Source organism: Pseudomonas sp. L13, from assembly GCF_009935965.1.
Classification (GTDB): domain Bacteria; phylum Pseudomonadota; class Gammaproteobacteria; order Pseudomonadales; family Pseudomonadaceae; genus Aquipseudomonas; species Aquipseudomonas lactis.
In genome coordinates, this window is record NZ_QODJ01000039.1 from 1 (window position 1) to 17,684 (window position 17,684).

Below are 17,684 nucleotides of genomic sequence, written 5' to 3' on the forward strand. Positions count from 1 at the left end.
TTAAAGCGGCGTGATTTTTAAGAGCAAAAACAATGAGTTATTTTTTGTTTGATAAGAGCTGGCTTGCCTGCGATAGCGGTGTATCAGTGCCAGATGAGCTAACTGACAGGCCGCTATCGCAGGCAAGCCAGCTCCCACAGTTTGATCGTATTGTCAGCTCAGGCGTTGGCCAGTTCGGAAGCGTTGCCCTTCGGCCGTGCCAGCCAATACCCCAACACCGCCAACGGCGCCGTCGCCAGCATCACAATCACCGTGATCAACAGCGGTTGCTCGATCATCGACGACACCAGCAGGCTGGCCAGGAAGCACAGGCCCAACTGCAGGGTATTTTGCAGGGCCGCCGCCTTGCCGGAGTTTTCTGCAAAGGGCATCAGCGCATTCGCCACCACAATCGGGTAGCTGGCGCCGTTGCACAGCGCCATCAGGCAGAACGGGATCAACAAGGTGGTCAGGGTCGGCACACTCAAGGTGGCCACTAGGTACAACGCCACCATGCTCAAGCAATAGGCGACCAGCAACCACGGCAGCAGGGTCTTGCCCGCCAGGCGCTGCAAGGCACTGCGGCAACTGTAGCCGCCAACGAGAAACGCCAGGGTCGGCAATACATAGCTGAGGCCGATGTCATTCGGGCTGTAGCCCATGCCACCGAGGATAAACGGCGAGGCGGTCAGCCAAGCGAAGAAGCTGGCCGAACAGGCGGCAAAGATCATCACATTGCCGGTAAACACCCGCGAGGTGAGCAATTGCCCATAGCCCAGGCGCACCGGGTTGCCCTTGTGCTCCGAACGCTTGGGCATGTTGCGCAGGAACAACGTCGGCAACAGCAGCAACAACGACACCACCAGCAACACGCCGAAGATCGCCTGCCAGCCAAAGTGATTCAGCACCATGGCACCCAACAGCGGTGCCAAGGCCGGAGACAGCGACATCAACGGCATGATGCTGGCGAAGACGCGGTGGGCCTTGTCGGCCGGGTAGCGGTCAATCACCAGCGCCTGCCAGCTCACGGCGGCGGCACACACGCCAATCGCTTGCATAAAGCGCAGGGCCAGCAGCTGCGGCGCGGTTTCGACCCAGAACATGCCCAGGCAACCGAGCACAAACAGGCTCAGGCCCGCGAGCAGGATCGGCTTGCGCCCCAGGCGGTCCGAGAGCGGCCCCCACAGCAACTGCCCCAGCGCAAAGCCTGCGAGGAAAACACTCAAGCTGGCGCCCACCGCGCCAGCACCAATATTCAACTGCTGGCCCATGGCGCCAAACGCCGGCAAGTACATGTCCATGGCCAGATAACCGAGCATGCTCAGCCCCGCCAGGTACCAGGTAAAACCAAAAGAATTTTTCATCGAAGCCTTGTAGAGACTGCCATCAAACTATTTGCTGACTGGCGCCCATTATGAAGCTGACAATATCTGTGTGAAGCGATAATAATTGGACACTCTCATCAATAATTTTGAAGGCAGCACCTATGTGGTCGGAATATTCCCTGGATGTGGTCGACGCCGTCGCCCGCCACGGCAGCTTCAGCGCCGCCGCTCAGGAACTGCACCGCGTACCGTCGGCCATCAGCTACACCGTGCGTCAGCTCGAAGAATGGCTGGCCGTGCCGTTGTTTGTGCGCCGGCATCGCGACGTGGAACTGACCCCCGCTGGCCGCCTGTTTATCGACGAAGCCCGCAGCGTGATGAAAAAAATGCTCGGCACTCGGCGCCTGTGCCAGCAGGTGGCCAATGGCTGGAGTGGCCAGTTGAAGGTGGCCGTGGACTCCATCGTCAAACCCCAACGCTGCCGGCAGTTGGTGCTCGACTTTTATCGGCAGTTTCCCGAAGTGGAATTGCTGCTCGAATACGAGGTGTACAACGGCGTGTGGGATGCGCTGGCGGATGAACGCACCGACATCGTGATCGGCGCCACCAGCGCGGTGCCGGTGGCCAGCCACTTCAGCTTTCGCGACATGGGCCTGTTGAACTGGCTGTGCGTGGTCAGCGCCCGGCACCCGCTGGCGGCGGTGCAAGGTTTGCTCAGTGATGACCAACTGCGCCCCTTTGCCTCGCTGTGCATGACCGACACCTCCCGCAACCTGCCCAAGCGCGACACCTGGACCCTGGATAATCAGCGCCGCCTGGTGGTGCCCAACTGGGCGTCGGCCCTGGATTGCCTGCGTGATGGCCTGTGTGTGGGAATGGCGCCGGCTCATCAGGTATTGCCATGGGTGGAGCGCGGTGAGCTGGTGGCGTTGCAGTTGAGCCGGCCATTTCCGGCCAGCCCGTCGTGTGTGGCGTGGGCGCAGAACAAGCTGTCGCCGGCCATGGCGTGGTTGCTGGAATACCTGGGAGATACCGAAACCATGAACCAGGAATGGCTGAATGGCCCGTCCCTGTAGGGCTGGCCCCCTTCCACACTTTTTCAATCCAGGAGGCGGGTGATGGCCCTTACGATCATCTCCACTTCCTTGCGCTCCAGCGTCAGCGGCGGCAACAGGCGAATGATCTTGCCCCGCGTGACATTGATCAATAGCCCATGCTCCTGCGCCGCCCGTTGGGCCAGGTCGCGGTAAGGCCTGGCCAGTTCAATGCCGATCATCAGGCCCTTTCCACGAATCGCCCGCACCTGCGGATGCTCCTCCAACTCCATGCGCAAGCGCGCTAGCAAGTGTTCGCCCTGGCGCGCGGCGTTTTCCAGCAAGCCTTGCTCCTGGATAATCTCCAGCACCGTACACCCGACGCGACACGCCAGCGGGTTGCCGCCAAAGGTGCTGCCATGGCTGCCTGGGGTGAACAGCTGCGCGACGGCGGCGCGGGCCAGGCAGGCGCCGATGGGCACGCCATTGCCCAGGCCTTTGGCCAGGGTCATCACGTCCGGCACGATGCCTTCGTGCTGGAACGCAAACCAGGTGCCGGTGCGCCCGATGCCGGTCTGGATTTCGTCAAGCATCATCAGCCAGCCGTGGCGCGTGCAGTGCTCGCGCAGGGCTTTGAGGTAGCCCGACGGCGCCACCAACACACCACTTTCACCCTGGATCGGTTCAAGCAGCACCGCCGCGATGCGCGTGCCGAACTGTGCGGTGAGCGTCTCCAGCGCCGCCATGTCGCCAAAGCCAACCTTGATGAAATCGCCAGGCAGGCGCTGGAACCCCAGGCGCACCGACGGCCCGTCGCTGGCGGCCATGGTGCCCAGTGTGCGGCCATGGAAGGCGTTCTCCATCACCACCACCAAAGGCTGTTCGATGCCTTTTTTCCAGCCGTGCAAACGCGCCAGTTTCAGCGCCGTCTCGTTGGCCTCGGCACCGGAATTGTTGAAGAACGCGCGGTCCAGCCCGGACAGTTGGGCCAGACGCCGGGCCAGTTGTTGTTGCCAGTCGATGCTGTAGAGGTTGGAGGTGTGCAGCAGCAAGCCGGCCTGTTCGCTGATGGCGGCCACTAACCTTGGGTGGGAATGGCCGACATTGGTCACCGCCACGCCGGCCACGGCGTCCAGGTATTCGCGGCCCTGTTGGTCCCATAGGCGCGTGCCTAGGCCACGGGTGAAACTCAGGGCCATGGGTTGATAAGTGCTCATCAGGCAGGCGGCGGTCATGGTGGCGGCTCCAGTGCATCGTTGGGGTGGATCCAGTATGGTTAACCACCCTCGCTGGATAAACGCAGAATTGCTGCAATAACTTTAAACCAGGGCTTGATAATGGATCTGTTCCAGGCAATGTCGGTGTACGTGAAAGTCGTTGAAACCGGCAGCATGACCGCCGCCGCGCAGGAATGCGGGATCTCGACCACCATGGTCGGCAACCATTTGCGGGCGCTGGAGCAACGGCTTGGCGTCAGCCTGCTCAAACGCACCACGCGCAAGCAAAACCTCACCGAATTTGGCGGCCAGTATTATCAGCGCTGCCTGGAAGTGCTGGGGCTGGTGGCCGACTCCGAGCTACTGGCCGAGCAGGTCCACAGCGAAACCCCCAGAGGCAGCCTGCGCATCACCGCGCCGCCGGTGTTCGGCACTGAACGCCTGGTGCCGGCCTTGAGTGAGTTTTCCCAGCGCTACCCCCTTATCGACCTGTACGTGGTGATGAGCAATGAGCGCATGGACCTGGTCGACAGCGGTTTTGACGTGGCGATCCGTCTCGGCGAACTGGATAGCTCCAGCCTGATCGCCCGGCCCCTGCAGGCCTACACCCTCACCCTTTGCGCCTCCCCTGCCTACCTGGCGCGACGCGGCACACCGCAAACCCCGGCCGACCTGCAGCAGCATGACTGCCTGGCATTCGCCTACCCCGCGAACGACAACTGGCGCGACACCGACAAACTGTGGCGCATGACGGGCGATGAAGGTGAAGTGGAGGTGCCGGTGTCTGGCTCATTGACCATCAACAGCTCGCAAGGCTTGCGCCAGGCCGCCATCAACGGCATGGGCATCACCATGCTGGCCGATGCCCTGGTGCAACCGGACCTTGCGAGCGGCAAACTGGTGGCCTTGTTGACCACCTATAACCTGCCCAGCCGCCCCATGCACCTGATGTATCGCCAGGACCGCTACCGCCTGCCCAAGCTACGGGCGTTCGTCGACTTTGTGATGGAGAAATGGGCGCGCTAGAACGCCACGCCCAGCTCACGCAGACGCGCGGCGGTGCGCTCAGCCGATATGTGGTGAATGCCCTGCCAGCCCAAAGCGATGGCGGCCTCGATATTGCCGGCGACGTCGTCGATGAACACCACTTCACTGGCCTGGATGTCTGGCAAGTGTTCACGCACCTGACTGAGGCTGGCGTGGTAGATCGCCGGGTCAGGCTTGATCAGCTTCACCTCGCCGGACACCAGAATGTCGCGAAAACGCGTCAGGAACGGGTAGTTGGCCCGGGCGTAAGGGAAGGTTTCCGCCGACCAGTTGGTGAGCCCGAACAGTGGCATCTCAACCTGGTGCAACGCCTCGAGAATCGCCACGCCCTCAGGTAATTCAGCACGCAGCATTTCAGGCCAGCGCTCGTAGTAAGCCTGGATCAGGGTCTTGTGCTCGGGGTATTGGGCAATCAGGGTGCGGGTGGCTTCAGCCAGGGAGCGACCGGCATCTTGCTCGGTGTTCCAGTCCTGGGTGCAGATGGTGTCGAGGAACCACTGGCGCTCGACGTCGTTGGCAATCAGCTTGCGGTACAGGTGCTGCGGGCTCCAGTCGAACAGGACACCGCCGAAATCAAAAACTACTGCACGAATCGTCATCAGATCCTCCGTTAGCGTGGCTTGATAGCTGCTGGAGTCTGACAGATCTAAAAGAGGGAGGTGCGTGCCGGGGCGTAAGAAGAGTCTGAAAAGACAGGTGGGAGGAGGCACGGCCTAATGAGCGAACGCAATGCTCAAAGCAACGAAGATCAAATGTGGGAGCTGGCTTGCCTGCGAAAGCGGTCGTACAGTCACAGATGCAGCGACTGATGCACCGCCTTCGCGGGCAAGCCCGCTCCCACATTTTTTACCGCGTGTTAAGCCTGGATCAGGCCGTTGATTTTGACGGTCGGGTTTACATCCGCGTCGTAATCCACGCCGTCGACTTCAAAGCCGAACAAGCGCAGGAACTCAGCCTTGTAACCGGCAAAATCGCTGATCTCGTTGACGTTGTCGTCGGTCACCTGGTTCCACAGCGCGGCCACGGCATCCTGGACCTTCGGCTCCAGCTCGGCCAGGTCGGCACGCAGGCGGCCATCGGCGTCGAGCTTCGGCTGGCTGCCGTACAGGCTGTCCTTGAACAGGCCGTAGACCTGTTCGATGCAGCCTTCGTGGGTGCCCTGCTCTTTCATCACCTTGAACAGCAGCGACAGGTACAGCGGCATGATCGGGATCGCCGAGCTGGCCTGGGTGACCACGGCCTTGAGCACCGACACGCGGGCGTCGCCCTTGAGCGCAGCGAGGTTTTCGCGCAGGGTCAAAACTTTCTTGTCCAGGTCTTTCTTGGCTTCGCCGATGGAGCCGTTCCAGTAGATGTCCTGGGTCAGCTTCTCACCCAAGTAGGTGAACGCGGTGGTCTTGGCGCCTTCGGCCAATACATCGGCGTCACGCAGAGCATCGATCCACAGCTGCCAGTCTTCGCCGCCCATGACCTTCACGGTACCGTCGATTTCTTCCTGGGTCGCAGGCTCAAGCGTGGTGTCGACCACTACGCCCTTGTCGGTGTTGATACCGCGCAGGGTCACGGCTTTGCCGATTGGCTTGAGGGTGGAGTTATGCACCACGCCTTGCGGGTCGGTACGGCGTGGCGCGGCCAGGCTGTAGACCACCAGGTCGATCTTGCCCAGGTCTTTCTTGATGGTCTCGATGGTCAGGCGCTTGATCTCGTCGGAGAACGCGTCGCCGTTGATGCTCTTGGCGTACAGGCCTTTTTCCACGGCAAACTTCTCGAACGCCGCGCTGTTGTACCAGCCGGCGGAGCTCAGCTTGCCTTCTTCGCCTTCTTTCTCAAAAAACACGCCCAGGGTGTCGGCGCCGCAGCCAAACGCAGCACTGATGCGCGCGGCCAGGCCGTAGCCGGTGGAGGCACCGAGGACCAATACCTTTTTAGGGCCGCCTTCGATGACGCCGTTTTTGGTTACGTAGTCGATCTGCTCTTTGACGTTCGCTTCACAGCCAACAGGGTGAGCGGTCACACAGATAAAGCCACGAACCCGCGGTTTGATGATCATAAAAAATTTCTGCCTCTTCCAAGGTGCCGAAGGCCAATGGTGGCCATTCAACTTCAATCGTACCGGTCTATGACGCCTGAAAAACCGAAGCGTCACGATAGACGCAAATCTTCTGTTCTCAAAATTCAATCCACAAAACATCGGAGCCTGCACGGCAACGGTTACAAAATGTGCAGCGGCTTCACACTTTCACCCTATTTAAAAACGCCTGCGAACCTCATAAACCCCTATGATGACGATATTATTTCAACATATTTCAGGTTTGGAGCCACGTTTCATGAGCAAAAATGCTGTCGGCAAAAAGCTGGTGTCCCTGGCCTGGGTGCTCGGCGTTCTGCTGTTGATCTACTGTTTCCCGCGCAGTTGCCTGGTGTTTCTGCTGTTGGTGGTGTGCTGCGGCGTTTATGACTTCCTGCGTAACGGCCTGTACGACCGCGACACCATCAAGAAGTATTTTATCGGCAACGGCCGTAATACCTGGGTGCTGGCACCGTTCAACACCCTGCTCGACCTGCTCAGCAGCCGCAACCGGCATGTCTACACCATGAACGACCTGCCACCGGCCTGGCGCGAAGACCTGCAACAGGTGATCGACGACGCCATGGCCCGCAAGGCTGAAATTATCAGCTACCTGGACGAGCGCATGGCCGAGAAGAAACGCGGCATGTTGTTTTTCCAGTGGTACGGTCGCCCGATCGAAACCACCCTGGATATCCCGCAGCTGCGCAAGAAACTGCCGTTCGTGAAAACCATCGGCGTCTCGGTGTTCAACGAGAACCGCTCGACGTCGTTCCACTTCGGCCCCCTGCGCATGATGTTCCGTGTGCTCTACAACATGGCGCCGGCACCGCACCATGAGGGCGTGTATATCCAGGTGGGCAAGCACAAGCACTACTGGCACGACGACCCGCTGTTTATCTTCGATGACACGCTAATGCACGCGTCCTTCAACAAGAACGACGCCAAACGCTACTGCCTGTTCATTGATATTGTGCGCCCGACCCCGCTGCCCTCGGTGCTCAACGCCGTGATCGCAGGGTTTGCCGGCCTGGTCTTTACCCTGCGTCGGGTTTTCTACAAAAACTGGAAGCTGATTCAGTAAGTTCTGCGGCATGATGGTGTTGGACGGCATTTGCGCAGGGCCTTGCGCCTGAGGTAAATAACCGTCTCGTGCGACCTTAATTGGCGCTCACCATTCTCAAGCCATCGCCTCCAAACGGGCGCGATGGCTGTGCTTTCAAGGAATCAGAATGCCCCAACGTCAAGTCATCAACGCCTCCGTCAGCCCCAAGGGCAGCCTCGAAACCCTGTCCCAACGTGAAGTGCAGCAACTGAGCGAAGCCGGTACCGGCAGCATCTACACCCTGTTCCGCCAATGCGCCCTGGCGATTCTCAACACCGGCGCGCATATCGACAACGCCAAGACCATCCTCGACGCCTACAAAGACTTTGAAGTGCGTATTCACCAGCAGGACCGCGGCGTACGCCTGGAACTGCTCAATGCCCCGGCCGATGCGTTCGTCGATGGCGAAATGATCGCCAGCACCCGCGAAATGCTGTTCAGCGCCCTGCGCGACATCGTCTACACCGAGAACGAACTGGACAGCCAGCGTATCGACCTGAGCAACTCCCAAGGCATCACCGATTACGTGTTCCACCTGCTGCGCAACGCCCGTACGCTGCGCCCGGGTGTGGAGCCGAAGATCGTGGTGTGCTGGGGCGGCCACTCGATCAACACCGAAGAATACAAATACACCAAGAAAGTCGGGCACGAACTGGGCCTGCGCAGCCTCGACGTGTGCACCGGATGCGGCCCAGGCGTAATGAAAGGTCCGATGAAAGGCGCGACCATTTCCCACGCCAAGCAACGCATCACCAATGGCCGTTACCTGGGCTTGACCGAGCCAGGCATCATCGCCGCCGAAGCGCCAAACCCTATCGTCAACGAGCTGGTGATTTTGCCGGACATCGAAAAGCGCCTGGAAGCCTTCGTGCGTGTCGGCCACGGCATCATCATCTTCCCCGGCGGCGCTGGCACGGCCGAGGAGTTCCTCTACCTGCTGGGCATCCTCATGCACCCGGACAACCGCGACGTGCCGTTCCCGGTGGTGCTCACCGGTCCCAAACAAGCCGCGCCTTACTTGGAACAACTGCACGCGTTCGTCGGGGCTACCCTGGGTGAAGCAGCGCAGAAGCATTACCAGATCATCATCGACGACCCGGCCGAAGTGGCCCGCCAGATGACCGCCGGCCTCAAGGCGGTGAAGCAGTTCCGCCGCGAGCGTAACGACGCGTTCCACTTCAACTGGCTGCTGAAGATCGACGAAGGCTTCCAGCGCCCGTTCGACCCTACCCATGAAAACATGGCCAGCCTGCAACTGAGCCACGCGCTGCCGCCCCATGAACTGGCGGCCAACCTGCGCCGGGCGTTCTCCGGGATTGTGGCGGGTAACGTCAAGGACAAGGGTATTCGCCTGATCGAAGAAAACGGCCCGTATGAGATCCACGGTGACCCGGCCATCATGAAACCGCTGGATGAGCTGTTGAAGGCATTCGTGGCCCAGCACCGCATGAAGTTGCCAGGCGGCGCGGCCTATGTACCGTGCTACCGCGTGGTGCAATGAGCTAGTGGCGGGCGGTCATAGTTTGTATCCGTTTGGGGCATGGCTCGGCGTGTGAGGCTAAAGAGTTCGGACTAGGATTTTACTATTCCTTCCAACTCATCCACCTCAGCGAGCGACCTATGGACCAACGGATATTGTCCTCTGTCATTCCTTACCCTAAGGTAAGGAATATCACGATGGAGATCTTCACTATGGCCACCGCCACACTCACTTCAAAAGGGCAAATCACCATCCCTGTCAAGGTCAGGACGGCCCTCGGCCTGGAAACAGGCGACCGGGTGGAATTCGTTGAAATGGAAGACGGCAAGTTTTCCATGATTGCCGCGAGCAAAACTGTCAGGGACCTCAAGGGTCTGATCCGCAAGCCTGCCCACGCCGTGTCTATCGAAGACATGAACCGCGCCATCGCGGCCCAGGGAGCAACAGCTGGATGATCGGCCTGGATACCAACGTGCTGGTACGTTACGTGACCCAGGACGACCCGGTTCAATCCGCTAAAGCATCCCAACTGATCGAATCGCTCACCGCCGCCTCGCCAGGCTTTGTCAGCCTGGTGACGCTTACGGAGTTGGTGTGGGTGTTGCAGTCCTGTTACCAGTCGGCAAAAAGCGACGTGGTAATGGTGCTGGAAACCTTGTTGCACACACGGGAGCTGACCGTCGAGCACGCCGATATCATCTGGCAGGCACTGCGCAAGTTCATCGCAGGCAAAGCCGACTTTGCCGACTGCCTGGTTGAACGCTGTGGCCATGCGGCGGGGTGCGAGTACACCGCCACTTTTGATCTGAACGCGGCCAAGGCGGCGGGGATGAAACGGCTCGGCTAGGCCGCTTTGTGTATGTAGGAGCGAGCTTGCTCGCGAAAAACGTCAACGATAACGCGAGCAGTCAGGTTGCACGCGGTGCCTGTGAGTTTTTCGCGAGCAAGCTCGCTCCTACAATTGGAGATAGCGTTTGGTCAGCGTATCCAGCCACCGACCTGCCAATGGTAGCCATCGTTACGCTGCACCCAGTGCGGGTGCACATAACGATAGCCCTGGCGCACCGGCTCCCAATGGCCGTGCACCGCCACGTAGCGCCCGCCCTCCCAACGCCAGTAACCGCGTGACCAGATATAACCCTCGCGTACCGCCGGTTCGACTTCGATCACCTGCACCGGTGGCGGCTGCGGCGCCACCACATCAACATACTCACGTTGCACCGGCCTGCGCTCATGCACCACGCGCTCTTGTACACACCCGGACGCTGCCACCACCACGGCAGCCAATGCTGCATAACGTAGCAACATACAAAACCCTCGGGCGCGAACGCCCAACACCTGCACTGGTAAAAATCCCCCCTTGTCACAGCCGCGCTCCTGCTTGGCCCTGGGTACTTTTTAACAGGCTGTGTCTGTCGGGTTGCTGAACCTGCCAGCCTCAGGAAGTACAGGCGACAGTCGGTCGCTTCAGGCGCACCAGCACCAACCCCGCCACGACTACAGCAATGCCCGCGTAGGTCGATGCGTGGATCACATCGCCAAACATCAACGCCGCCCACACCAGAGTCACCGGCGGCTCCAGGTACACCAGCGCCGCCACATGGGTGGCAGTCATCACCCGCAGCAGCATCCACAGGCTCAAATAGGCGAGGAAGGTGGAGAACACCGTCAGCCACACAATCGAGATCAGTACGTTGGTGTCATGGGGAATGCTCAGGGTGTCGGTGTAGATCACCGCCGCGGTAAAACCCAGCAGGGTCAACAGCGACTGGATAAACAGCGGCAACACCAACCCGCTGTCCTGGGTCTGTACCGAACGACGCTCGTACAAGGTCGCCAGCGTTAACCCGAGTGCCGACACCAGAGGCAACAGATACATGACCAGCCCGACACCCTGCCCGCCACCACCATACTGCCCGGCAATTACAATCGACACGCCGACAAAGCCGATCATCAAGCCCACCCACTGCCAGCCGCCACTGCGCTCGGACGCCCTGCCCGTCGACAATGCCGCCGTCATCAACGGCTGCAACGCCGCAATGATCGCCGCGATGCCAGGCGGCAGGCCGTTCTGGATCGCCACGTAGACGCAGCTCAAATAGAGAAATTGGGACAGGAAACCAACGACCGCGTGATGGCGGACCTGCTGCCAGGAAACCCTCAGCAAACGCCTGTTCAAAAACAGCGCCAGGCACAGCGACACCATCAGAAAACGCCAGAAAAGCAGGTTGAACGCCTCTCCACCCTGAGTCCCCAGCTTGGCGCCGATAAAGCCTGAACTCCAAGACAGCACAAACAGCGCCTGCAACAACCCCAAGGTAGATCGCTTCATATAGCCTCCCGTCGCTGTGATCGACTTAAAGGCTAAGGGCCGCGCATGATTCTGTATATTTGAATAACCGGAACAACCAATCCGAAAAAACGGAATCATGGCCAAACAACTGAACATCGAACTGTTGCGCACCTTCCATGCGGTGGCACGCTTTCGGCGCTTCAACGAGGCGGCCGAGCATGTGCACCGCAGCGCCTCCACCGTGACCACCCAGATCCAGAAGCTGGAGGATCAGGTCGGCCAGCGTCTGTTCAGCCGCAGCAACCAGGGCGTGGAGCTGACCCTGTATGGCCAGAAACTGCTGGGGGAAACCACCGAGTTTCTAAAAAGCCATGACCGTTTGCTGATCTCACTGATGCCCCAACGCATGCAAGGCAAGATCCGCCTGGGCGTGCCAGACACCTATGCGCCCGCCTTCATACAGGAGTTTGTGCCGCGACTGATCGCTGACAACCCCCTGCTGGAGCTGGAAATCGAAGCGCGCACCAGCGGGGAATTGCTGGGTTTATTCATCGCCAACCATCTGGACCTGACGCTCACCGTCAGCCCACTCCCCCTGGCCCAAGGTGAACGCCTGGGGTCCGTGCAACCGCTGTGGGTGGCGGCCGAGGGTTTCAGCTCGCCGCCGAATGTGCCATTGCCCGTTACCGTGCCCATCGCGGGTTGCCCCTACCGTGCAGCAGCGCTGCAGTGTTTGAAGGATCACGGAATTTACCACCGACTGCTGTTGGAAAGCCCTAATTCATCAGCGGTCGAAGCTTGCGTACGCAGTGGTGTGGCGGTGGGCTTGATGGAACAAAGCCGCATGGGCGAAGGGCTGATGCACATGACAGCACTGCCACCCCTGCCAGCGCAGCACCTGTACCTGATGTGCGATACCGCCAATGCACTGGCGTTGCATCTGCATGAGCAAATCCGCCACTTCAAGGTCTGAACACCGCGCACAAAAAAGCCCGCTGACCGTCACCGGTTCAGCGGGCTTTTTCGTGGGTGTGGCTTACAGCGCCAGGTCAGAAACCGGCTTGCTTGGCTCAGCCGCAGGCTTGGCAGCCTCGGTGGCCTGTGGAGCAGCCAGCTGCGGGATCGCAGGTGGCGGGGTCAGTTGCAGGACACCAGCGGTGTAGGCCCATTCCTTGGCAACCGCTTCAGGGCTGTCGTTCAGCTTGGTGCCGTAGCTTGGCACGATCTGGTGCAGTTTTTCCTGCCAGGCCGGGCTGGCTACTTTGTCCTTGAACACCTTTTGCAGCACGGTCAGCATGATCGGAGCCGCGGTGGACGCGCCTGGCGATGCACCCAACAGGCCGGCGATGGTGTTGTCGGCAGAGCTGACCACTTCGGTACCCAGCTTCAGCACGCCGCCTTGCTCTTCGTCACGCTTGATGATCTGCACGCGCTGGCCGGCTTGCCACAGGCGCCAGTCCGATTGCTTGGCGTTCGGGAAGTACTCTTGCAGCGCCTTGAAGCGGTCGTCATCGGACAGCATCAGTTGGCCGGCAAGGTACTCGACCAGTGGGTATTCACGAATACCGACTTTGGTCATTGGCCAGATGTTGTGGGTGGTGGTGCTGGTCAGCAGGTCCAGGTACGAGCCTTCTTTGAGGAACTTGGTGGAGAAGGTCGCGAATGGGCCAAACAGAATCACGCGCTTGCCATCCAGCACACGGGTGTCCAGGTGCGGAACCGACATCGGTGGCGAACCTACCGAAGCCTTACCGTAGGCCTTCGCCAGGTGCTGCTCGGCGATGGTCGGGTTCTCGGTCACCAGGAACGAACCACCCACCGGGAAGCCTGCGTATTCCTTGCCTTCAGGAATGCCCGACTTCTGCAGCAGGTGCAGGGCACCGCCGCCCGCGCCGATGAACACGAACTTGGCGTCGGTTTCAGTCTTGGTGCCGTCTTTGAGGTTTTTGTAGCTCACACGCCACGAACCGTCGGCGTTCTTGGTGATGTCCTGCACTTCGCTCGACAGTTTCAAGTCAAACTTCGGCGTGGTTTGCAGGTGAGCGACGAACTGACGGGTGATCTCGCCGAAGTTCACGTCGGTGCCGATCGGGCTCCAGGTGGCCGCGATTTTCTGGTTGGGATCACGCCCTTCCATCATCAGCGGAACCCACTTGGCGATTTGCGCCGGGTCTTCGGAATACTGCATGCCAGCGAACAGCGGGCTGGCCTTCAGGGCTTCGTAGCGTTTTTTCAGGAACTTGATGTTGTCATCGCCCCACACAAAGCTCATGTGCGGAGTGGAATTGATGAACGAACGCGGGTTCTTCAACACGCCCTGCTGAACCTGCCAGGACCAGAACTGACGGGAGATCTGGAACGCTTCGTTGATCTCGACCGCTTTAGGGATCTCAACGTTGCCGTTCTTGTCTTCCGGGGTGTAGTTCAGCTCAGCCAGGGCCGAGTGACCGGTACCGGCGTTGTTCCAGCCGTTGGAGCTTTCTTCGGCCACGCCATCGAGGCGCTCGACCATCTCCATCGACCAGCCCGGTTCCAGCTCATTGAGCCAGACACCCAGGGTTGCACTCATGATGCCGCCGCCGATCAGCAGCACATCGACTTTCTTTGCCTCTTCCGCGTGAACGGACGTGATCCCCATCGACAAAGCCAGCCCCAGCAGGGCAGTGTTTACTTTTTTAAACATCAGTAGCACCTATGATAAAACGCCATCCGCCCTACCGCCCCCGATCATGAGTAACCCTCGTTCACGCTACGTCAGGCAACGTACCGCGGGGTCTGCACAGTCACATAAAGGCTGCAGGGTGGGCACACAAGGCCGATGGATCGACCTCACTGTTATGTCCCTTCTGCGCTGACTTCTTATCATTATTGGCTTCAGCTACCTGGGCGACAGCCAACCGCTGGGACGTATACGGGTGTACGCACCAGGGAAAGACTAGCCCAAGACGGCGCGCAGAATATCACGCTAAACAGCGTTTATGCGCCGTTTGGCCAATTGACAGGCCTAAATCGCGGGTTTTAATGCGCCCCTGTCAAGCCTGGCAGCCGCGACCTGCGGTCACAGGCGTGGAACTCTGCCGAAAATGGCGGTTCTAGACACCTTCGTCGCGGCTTGCGTAGCATCGGCGACGTCCTTCGTGCACACCCTCCACACAGAGTTACCCATGACTATCCAGCAAACACCCGGGCACGTACTGCCCGCGCGCAGCGCCGCCAAAATGGAAGCGGCCATGGCCGTGGGCGCTTTCGCGATCGGCACTGGCGAATTCGCCATCATGGGCCTGATGCCCGACATCGCCCAGAACCTGGGCCTGAGCGAACCCCAGGTGGGTCACGCCATCAGCGCCTACGCCCTGGGCGTGATGGTCGGCGCCCCGCTGCTGGCCATCCTCGGCGCCAAGCTGCTGCGCAAACACATGCTGCTGTTGCTGATGGGCCTGTACGCCCTGGGCAACTTCGCCACCGCCTTCACCCCCACCTTCGGCTCGCTGGTGGCCTTCCGCTTTATCAGCGGCCTGCCCCACGGCGCCTACTTCGGCATCGCCGCCGTGGTCGCCTCCAGCATGGTGCCCACCGACAAACGCGCCGGCGCCGTGGCCCGCGTGATGATGGGCCTGACCCTGGCCATGCTGCTCGGCAACCCCATTGCCACCTTCCTAGGTCAACACCTGGGCTGGCGCTCGGCGTTCGCCCTGGTCAGCGTGATCGCCCTGCTCACCATCGCCCTGGTCTGGCAATTCGTACCCCACCGCCACGACGAACAACGCAGCGACCCGCGCAAAGAACTGCGCGCCTTCACCAAACCCCAGGTCTGGATGGCCCTTTCCATCGGCGCGATTGGCTTTGCCGGCATGTTCTGCGTATTCAGCTACCTGGCGCCGACCATGCTGGAAGTGACCAAAGTCTCGCCCCAGTGGATCCCCTTCGGCCTCGCCGCGTTTGGCGTCGGCGGCATCATCGGCAACATTGCCGGTGGCAAACTGTTTGATCGCATGCAGTTCCGGGCGGTGGGCTTGATATTGGTATGGTCGATGGCCGTGCTGCTGTTCTTCCCCTTCGCCGCGTCTTCGCTGTGGGGCGTGCTGCTGAGCATGGGGCTGGTGGGCACCATGGTCGCGTTGGCGGCGCCGTTGCAGATTCGCTTGATGGACATCGCGCATGAAGCGCCGAGCCTGGCGGCAGCATCGAACCATGCGGCGTTCAACCTGGCGAATGCGCTGGGGCCGTGGTTTGGGGGGATGGCGATTACAGCTGGCCTCGGCTGGACCAGCACCGGCTACATCGGCGCAGCGACAGCGCTGGTGGGCCTGGGCCTCTACCTGATCGCCCGGCGTATGAAAGGCGGCCATTAACGGCGCGCCTAATACCGATCAGCTACGCGAACACAATATTCCACACAACGAAGATCCAATGTGTGGAGCTTGCCTACGAAAGCATTGGTTCAGTTATAGATCCAGTGACTGACACGCCGCCTTCGCGAGCAAGCCCGCTCCCACAGGGATCTGGGCCGGGCGCTGATTTTGTGGGCGCTACATGGCCACTGTGGGAGCTGGCTTGCCTGCGATAGCGGTATATCAGTGACAGATGAATTAACTGACCCACCGCCATCGCGAGCAAGCCCTCTCCCACAGGGATCCGAGCCGGGCGCTGATTCTGCGAGCGATACATGGCCAATGTGGGAGCTGGCTTGCCTGCGATAGCGGTATATCAGTAACAGATGAGTTAACTGACCCACCGCCATCGCAGCATAAATATCTAAATAACTTCGGCACGACGCTGCACCTGTGGCGAGGGAGCTTGCTCCCGTGAAGACCTGACAGCCGACGCTTATATCCCAGACTCCCACGCTCCAACTGTGGGAGATTCTATGGTTGAGGGGCAACCCTCAACCAACTTTTGGCTGATATTCGCTTTGCCCTTTCAGCAGAGCGAACACCACCCTAGCAAGCTTGCGGGCCAGTATTACCAGCGCCTGTGTGGTGCTATAGCCTCGCGCCCTCTGTGCTTGATAAAACGCTTTCCATGTCTCTGTTCGGCTAGCCGCCATCGCTGCGTTATGCAGCAGGCGCCGAGCTTCTGAGTCGCCGCGCTTACTTAAACTACGACGACCATCCTTCTGTCCTGACTTGTTGACGCGCAAATCCATACCAAGAAAGGCGATAAACGCGTCCGAATTCCTGAACTCTCCCCGTTGGAAGGTGGCAATCAAACGCGCGCCAGTCAAAAAACCGATGCCTTCGACTTTCAAGCAACGCTTCAACTGACCCAGTAAACTTGCTTCTTTCAGGCAGTCACTGATCATTTTTTCGATTAACCCTTCCAGTCTCTGCATCGACTTCACCTGCTCGGCAAACGAGGCCTTAAGAAGCGGCTCGTTCGCCCAGCTTTGCGTCAGGCTGACGCGCGCCTGAACCAAGGCTGCGCGCCGACGAAACAGGCTTAGAAGATGGCGATACAGCGGTGATGGAGGTGTCCAGGGACGCAGTTCGTCTGCCTCCTTTCTCAAATAGCGGACGAGCAACTTGGCATCCAAAGCATCGGTCTTGGCCCGGATCTTCACGCTTTCGCGGTAATGCTTGAGCTCATAACCTCCAACCATGTAAACCACGCAACCAGCTTCATGAGCTAGATCAGCAAACTCCAAGTGGTAGATATTGGTGGCTTCAATTGCGATGGCCACTTTGCAGGACAAGGCCTTCAGCCATTTTTTGATAGCGGCTTTGGTGTTTGGGATTGTTTCTAACAAATCGACTTCAGCGTGATAAATCACCAGTTCATTCTTAGCGACATCGACGCCTACGATTGGCTTTGAGACAGAAACTGGCATTGCCATGGGGCTTCCTCCGGGCTAAGGTTTTGAGCACTTGAAGGGCTCACCCAGAGGCGCAGGCTTGTTCCTATCGTCGGTCATAGCCAGATGCATTCTTTATCGGCGCTTGGGTGAAAGGAGGAGGGGCGAAATCTCCCACGGTCTGTACTGCGTCAACAGTCAGAATCGGGCTTTGTCCCTTCTCCTCCCTTCAAGTCCTAGCATACAAGCGGGCTTGCTCGCGAAGACGGCCCGACAGCCGACGAAAATGCGGGATCAGACCGCGTACCTATCCGTTACCCAGGCAACGGCTACTTAGCGTTCCAC

At 59.7% G+C, this 17,684-nt stretch carries 16 protein-coding genes; 8 read left to right on the forward strand and 8 right to left on the reverse strand.

Going from position 1 to position 17,684, the window contains the following annotated elements; all coding sequences use genetic code 11:
• Positions 1 to 158: 158 nt before the first annotated feature.
• Positions 159 to 1,343 (reverse strand): purine nucleoside transporter PunC, encoded by a 1,185-nt coding sequence (gene punC, locus DK871_RS18770; RefSeq protein WP_161906246.1) that lies wholly within the window; start codon positions 1,341 to 1,343, stop codon positions 159 to 161.
• A gap of 122 nt (positions 1,344 to 1,465) precedes the next feature.
• On the opposite strand from punC, the gene punR reads away from it, so the two are divergent.
• Positions 1,466 to 2,380, forward strand: coding sequence for a DNA-binding transcriptional activator PunR (punR, locus tag DK871_RS18775; protein ID WP_161906247.1), 915 nt, complete (start codon positions 1,466 to 1,468; stop codon positions 2,378 to 2,380).
• A gap of 23 nt (positions 2,381 to 2,403) precedes the next feature.
• Here the strand turns inward: punR and DK871_RS18780 are convergent, their stop codons facing one another.
• Positions 2,404 to 3,573 (reverse strand): aspartate aminotransferase family protein, encoded by a 1,170-nt coding sequence (locus DK871_RS18780; RefSeq protein ID WP_161906248.1) that lies wholly within the window; start codon positions 3,571 to 3,573, stop codon positions 2,404 to 2,406.
• Positions 3,574 to 3,675: 102 nt separating this feature from the next.
• On the opposite strand from DK871_RS18780, the gene DK871_RS18785 reads away from it, so the two are divergent.
• Positions 3,676 to 4,581 carry a LysR family transcriptional regulator gene (locus DK871_RS18785; RefSeq protein WP_161906249.1) on the forward strand — a complete coding sequence of 302 codons (906 nt, stop codon included), beginning with the start codon at positions 3,676 to 3,678 and terminating at the stop codon, positions 4,579 to 4,581.
• Here DK871_RS18785 and DK871_RS18790 read toward each other — a convergent pair.
• Together DK871_RS18790 and fabV are read right to left on the reverse strand one after the other, a co-directional pair.
• A complete protein-coding gene (locus DK871_RS18790; protein WP_161906250.1) occupies positions 4,578 to 5,201 on the reverse strand; it encodes an HAD family phosphatase in 624 nt (207 codons plus the stop codon). The genes DK871_RS18785 and DK871_RS18790 overlap by 4 nt on opposite strands.
• A gap of 257 nt (positions 5,202 to 5,458) precedes the next feature.
• Positions 5,459 to 6,652, reverse strand: coding sequence for an enoyl-ACP reductase FabV (fabV, locus tag DK871_RS18795; protein ID WP_003189732.1), 1,194 nt, complete (start codon positions 6,650 to 6,652; stop codon positions 5,459 to 5,461).
• 277 nt (positions 6,653 to 6,929) lie between these two features.
• On the opposite strand from fabV, the gene DK871_RS18800 reads away from it, so the two are divergent.
• The 4 genes from DK871_RS18800 to DK871_RS18815 all read left to right on the forward strand — a co-directional run bounded on the left by DK871_RS18800 (position 6,930) and on the right by DK871_RS18815 (position 10,102).
• Entirely contained in the window at positions 6,930 to 7,754 is an 825-nt protein-coding gene (locus DK871_RS18800; RefSeq protein WP_161906251.1) for an aspartyl/asparaginyl beta-hydroxylase domain-containing protein, read from the forward strand.
• 148 nt (positions 7,755 to 7,902) lie between these two features.
• Positions 7,903 to 9,276 carry a nucleotide 5'-monophosphate nucleosidase PpnN gene (ppnN, locus tag DK871_RS18805; RefSeq protein ID WP_161906252.1) on the forward strand — a complete coding sequence of 458 codons (1,374 nt, stop codon included), beginning with the start codon at positions 7,903 to 7,905 and terminating at the stop codon, positions 9,274 to 9,276.
• Between the two features lie 176 nt (positions 9,277 to 9,452).
• Entirely contained in the window at positions 9,453 to 9,710 is a 258-nt protein-coding gene (locus DK871_RS18810; protein ID WP_161906253.1) for an AbrB/MazE/SpoVT family DNA-binding domain-containing protein, read from the forward strand.
• Positions 9,707 to 10,102 (forward strand): PIN domain-containing protein, encoded by a 396-nt coding sequence (locus tag DK871_RS18815; protein WP_161906254.1) that lies wholly within the window; start codon positions 9,707 to 9,709, stop codon positions 10,100 to 10,102. Before DK871_RS18810 ends, DK871_RS18815 begins: the two co-directional genes overlap by 4 nt.
• Positions 10,103 to 10,233: 131 nt before the next feature.
• On the opposite strand, the gene DK871_RS18820 is transcribed toward DK871_RS18815, so the two are convergent.
• Both DK871_RS18820 and DK871_RS18825 read right to left on the reverse strand, forming a co-directional pair.
• Positions 10,234 to 10,563 (reverse strand): YXWGXW repeat-containing protein, encoded by a 330-nt coding sequence (locus DK871_RS18820; RefSeq protein ID WP_161906255.1) that lies wholly within the window; start codon positions 10,561 to 10,563, stop codon positions 10,234 to 10,236.
• A 130-nt stretch (positions 10,564 to 10,693) separates the two neighbouring features.
• Entirely contained in the window at positions 10,694 to 11,587 is an 894-nt protein-coding gene (locus DK871_RS18825) for a DMT family transporter (RefSeq protein WP_161906256.1), read from the reverse strand.
• Between the two features lie 97 nt (positions 11,588 to 11,684).
• Between DK871_RS18825 and DK871_RS18830 the strand changes: the two genes are divergently transcribed.
• A complete protein-coding gene (locus tag DK871_RS18830) occupies positions 11,685 to 12,521 on the forward strand; it encodes a LysR family transcriptional regulator (protein ID WP_161906257.1) in 837 nt (278 codons plus the stop codon).
• Between the two features lie 63 nt (positions 12,522 to 12,584).
• Here DK871_RS18830 and mqo read toward each other — a convergent pair whose 3' ends face one another.
• Positions 12,585 to 14,231: a malate dehydrogenase (quinone) gene (gene mqo, locus DK871_RS18835; RefSeq protein WP_161906258.1), complete on the reverse strand. Its 1,647-nt coding sequence runs from the start codon at positions 14,229 to 14,231 to the stop codon at positions 12,585 to 12,587.
• Positions 14,232 to 14,712: 481 nt separating this feature from the next.
• Between mqo and DK871_RS18840 the strand changes: the two genes are divergently transcribed.
• Entirely contained in the window at positions 14,713 to 15,900 is a 1,188-nt protein-coding gene (locus DK871_RS18840) for an MFS transporter (protein ID WP_014717589.1), read from the forward strand.
• A 533-nt stretch (positions 15,901 to 16,433) separates the two neighbouring features.
• Here DK871_RS18840 and DK871_RS18845 read toward each other — a convergent pair.
• The gene (locus tag DK871_RS18845) at positions 16,434 to 17,375 is read right to left on the reverse strand and encodes a transposase (protein WP_178116066.1); all 942 of its coding nucleotides are present in this window, start codon (positions 17,373 to 17,375) and stop codon (positions 16,434 to 16,436) included.
• Positions 17,376 to 17,684 lie beyond the last annotated feature (309 nt).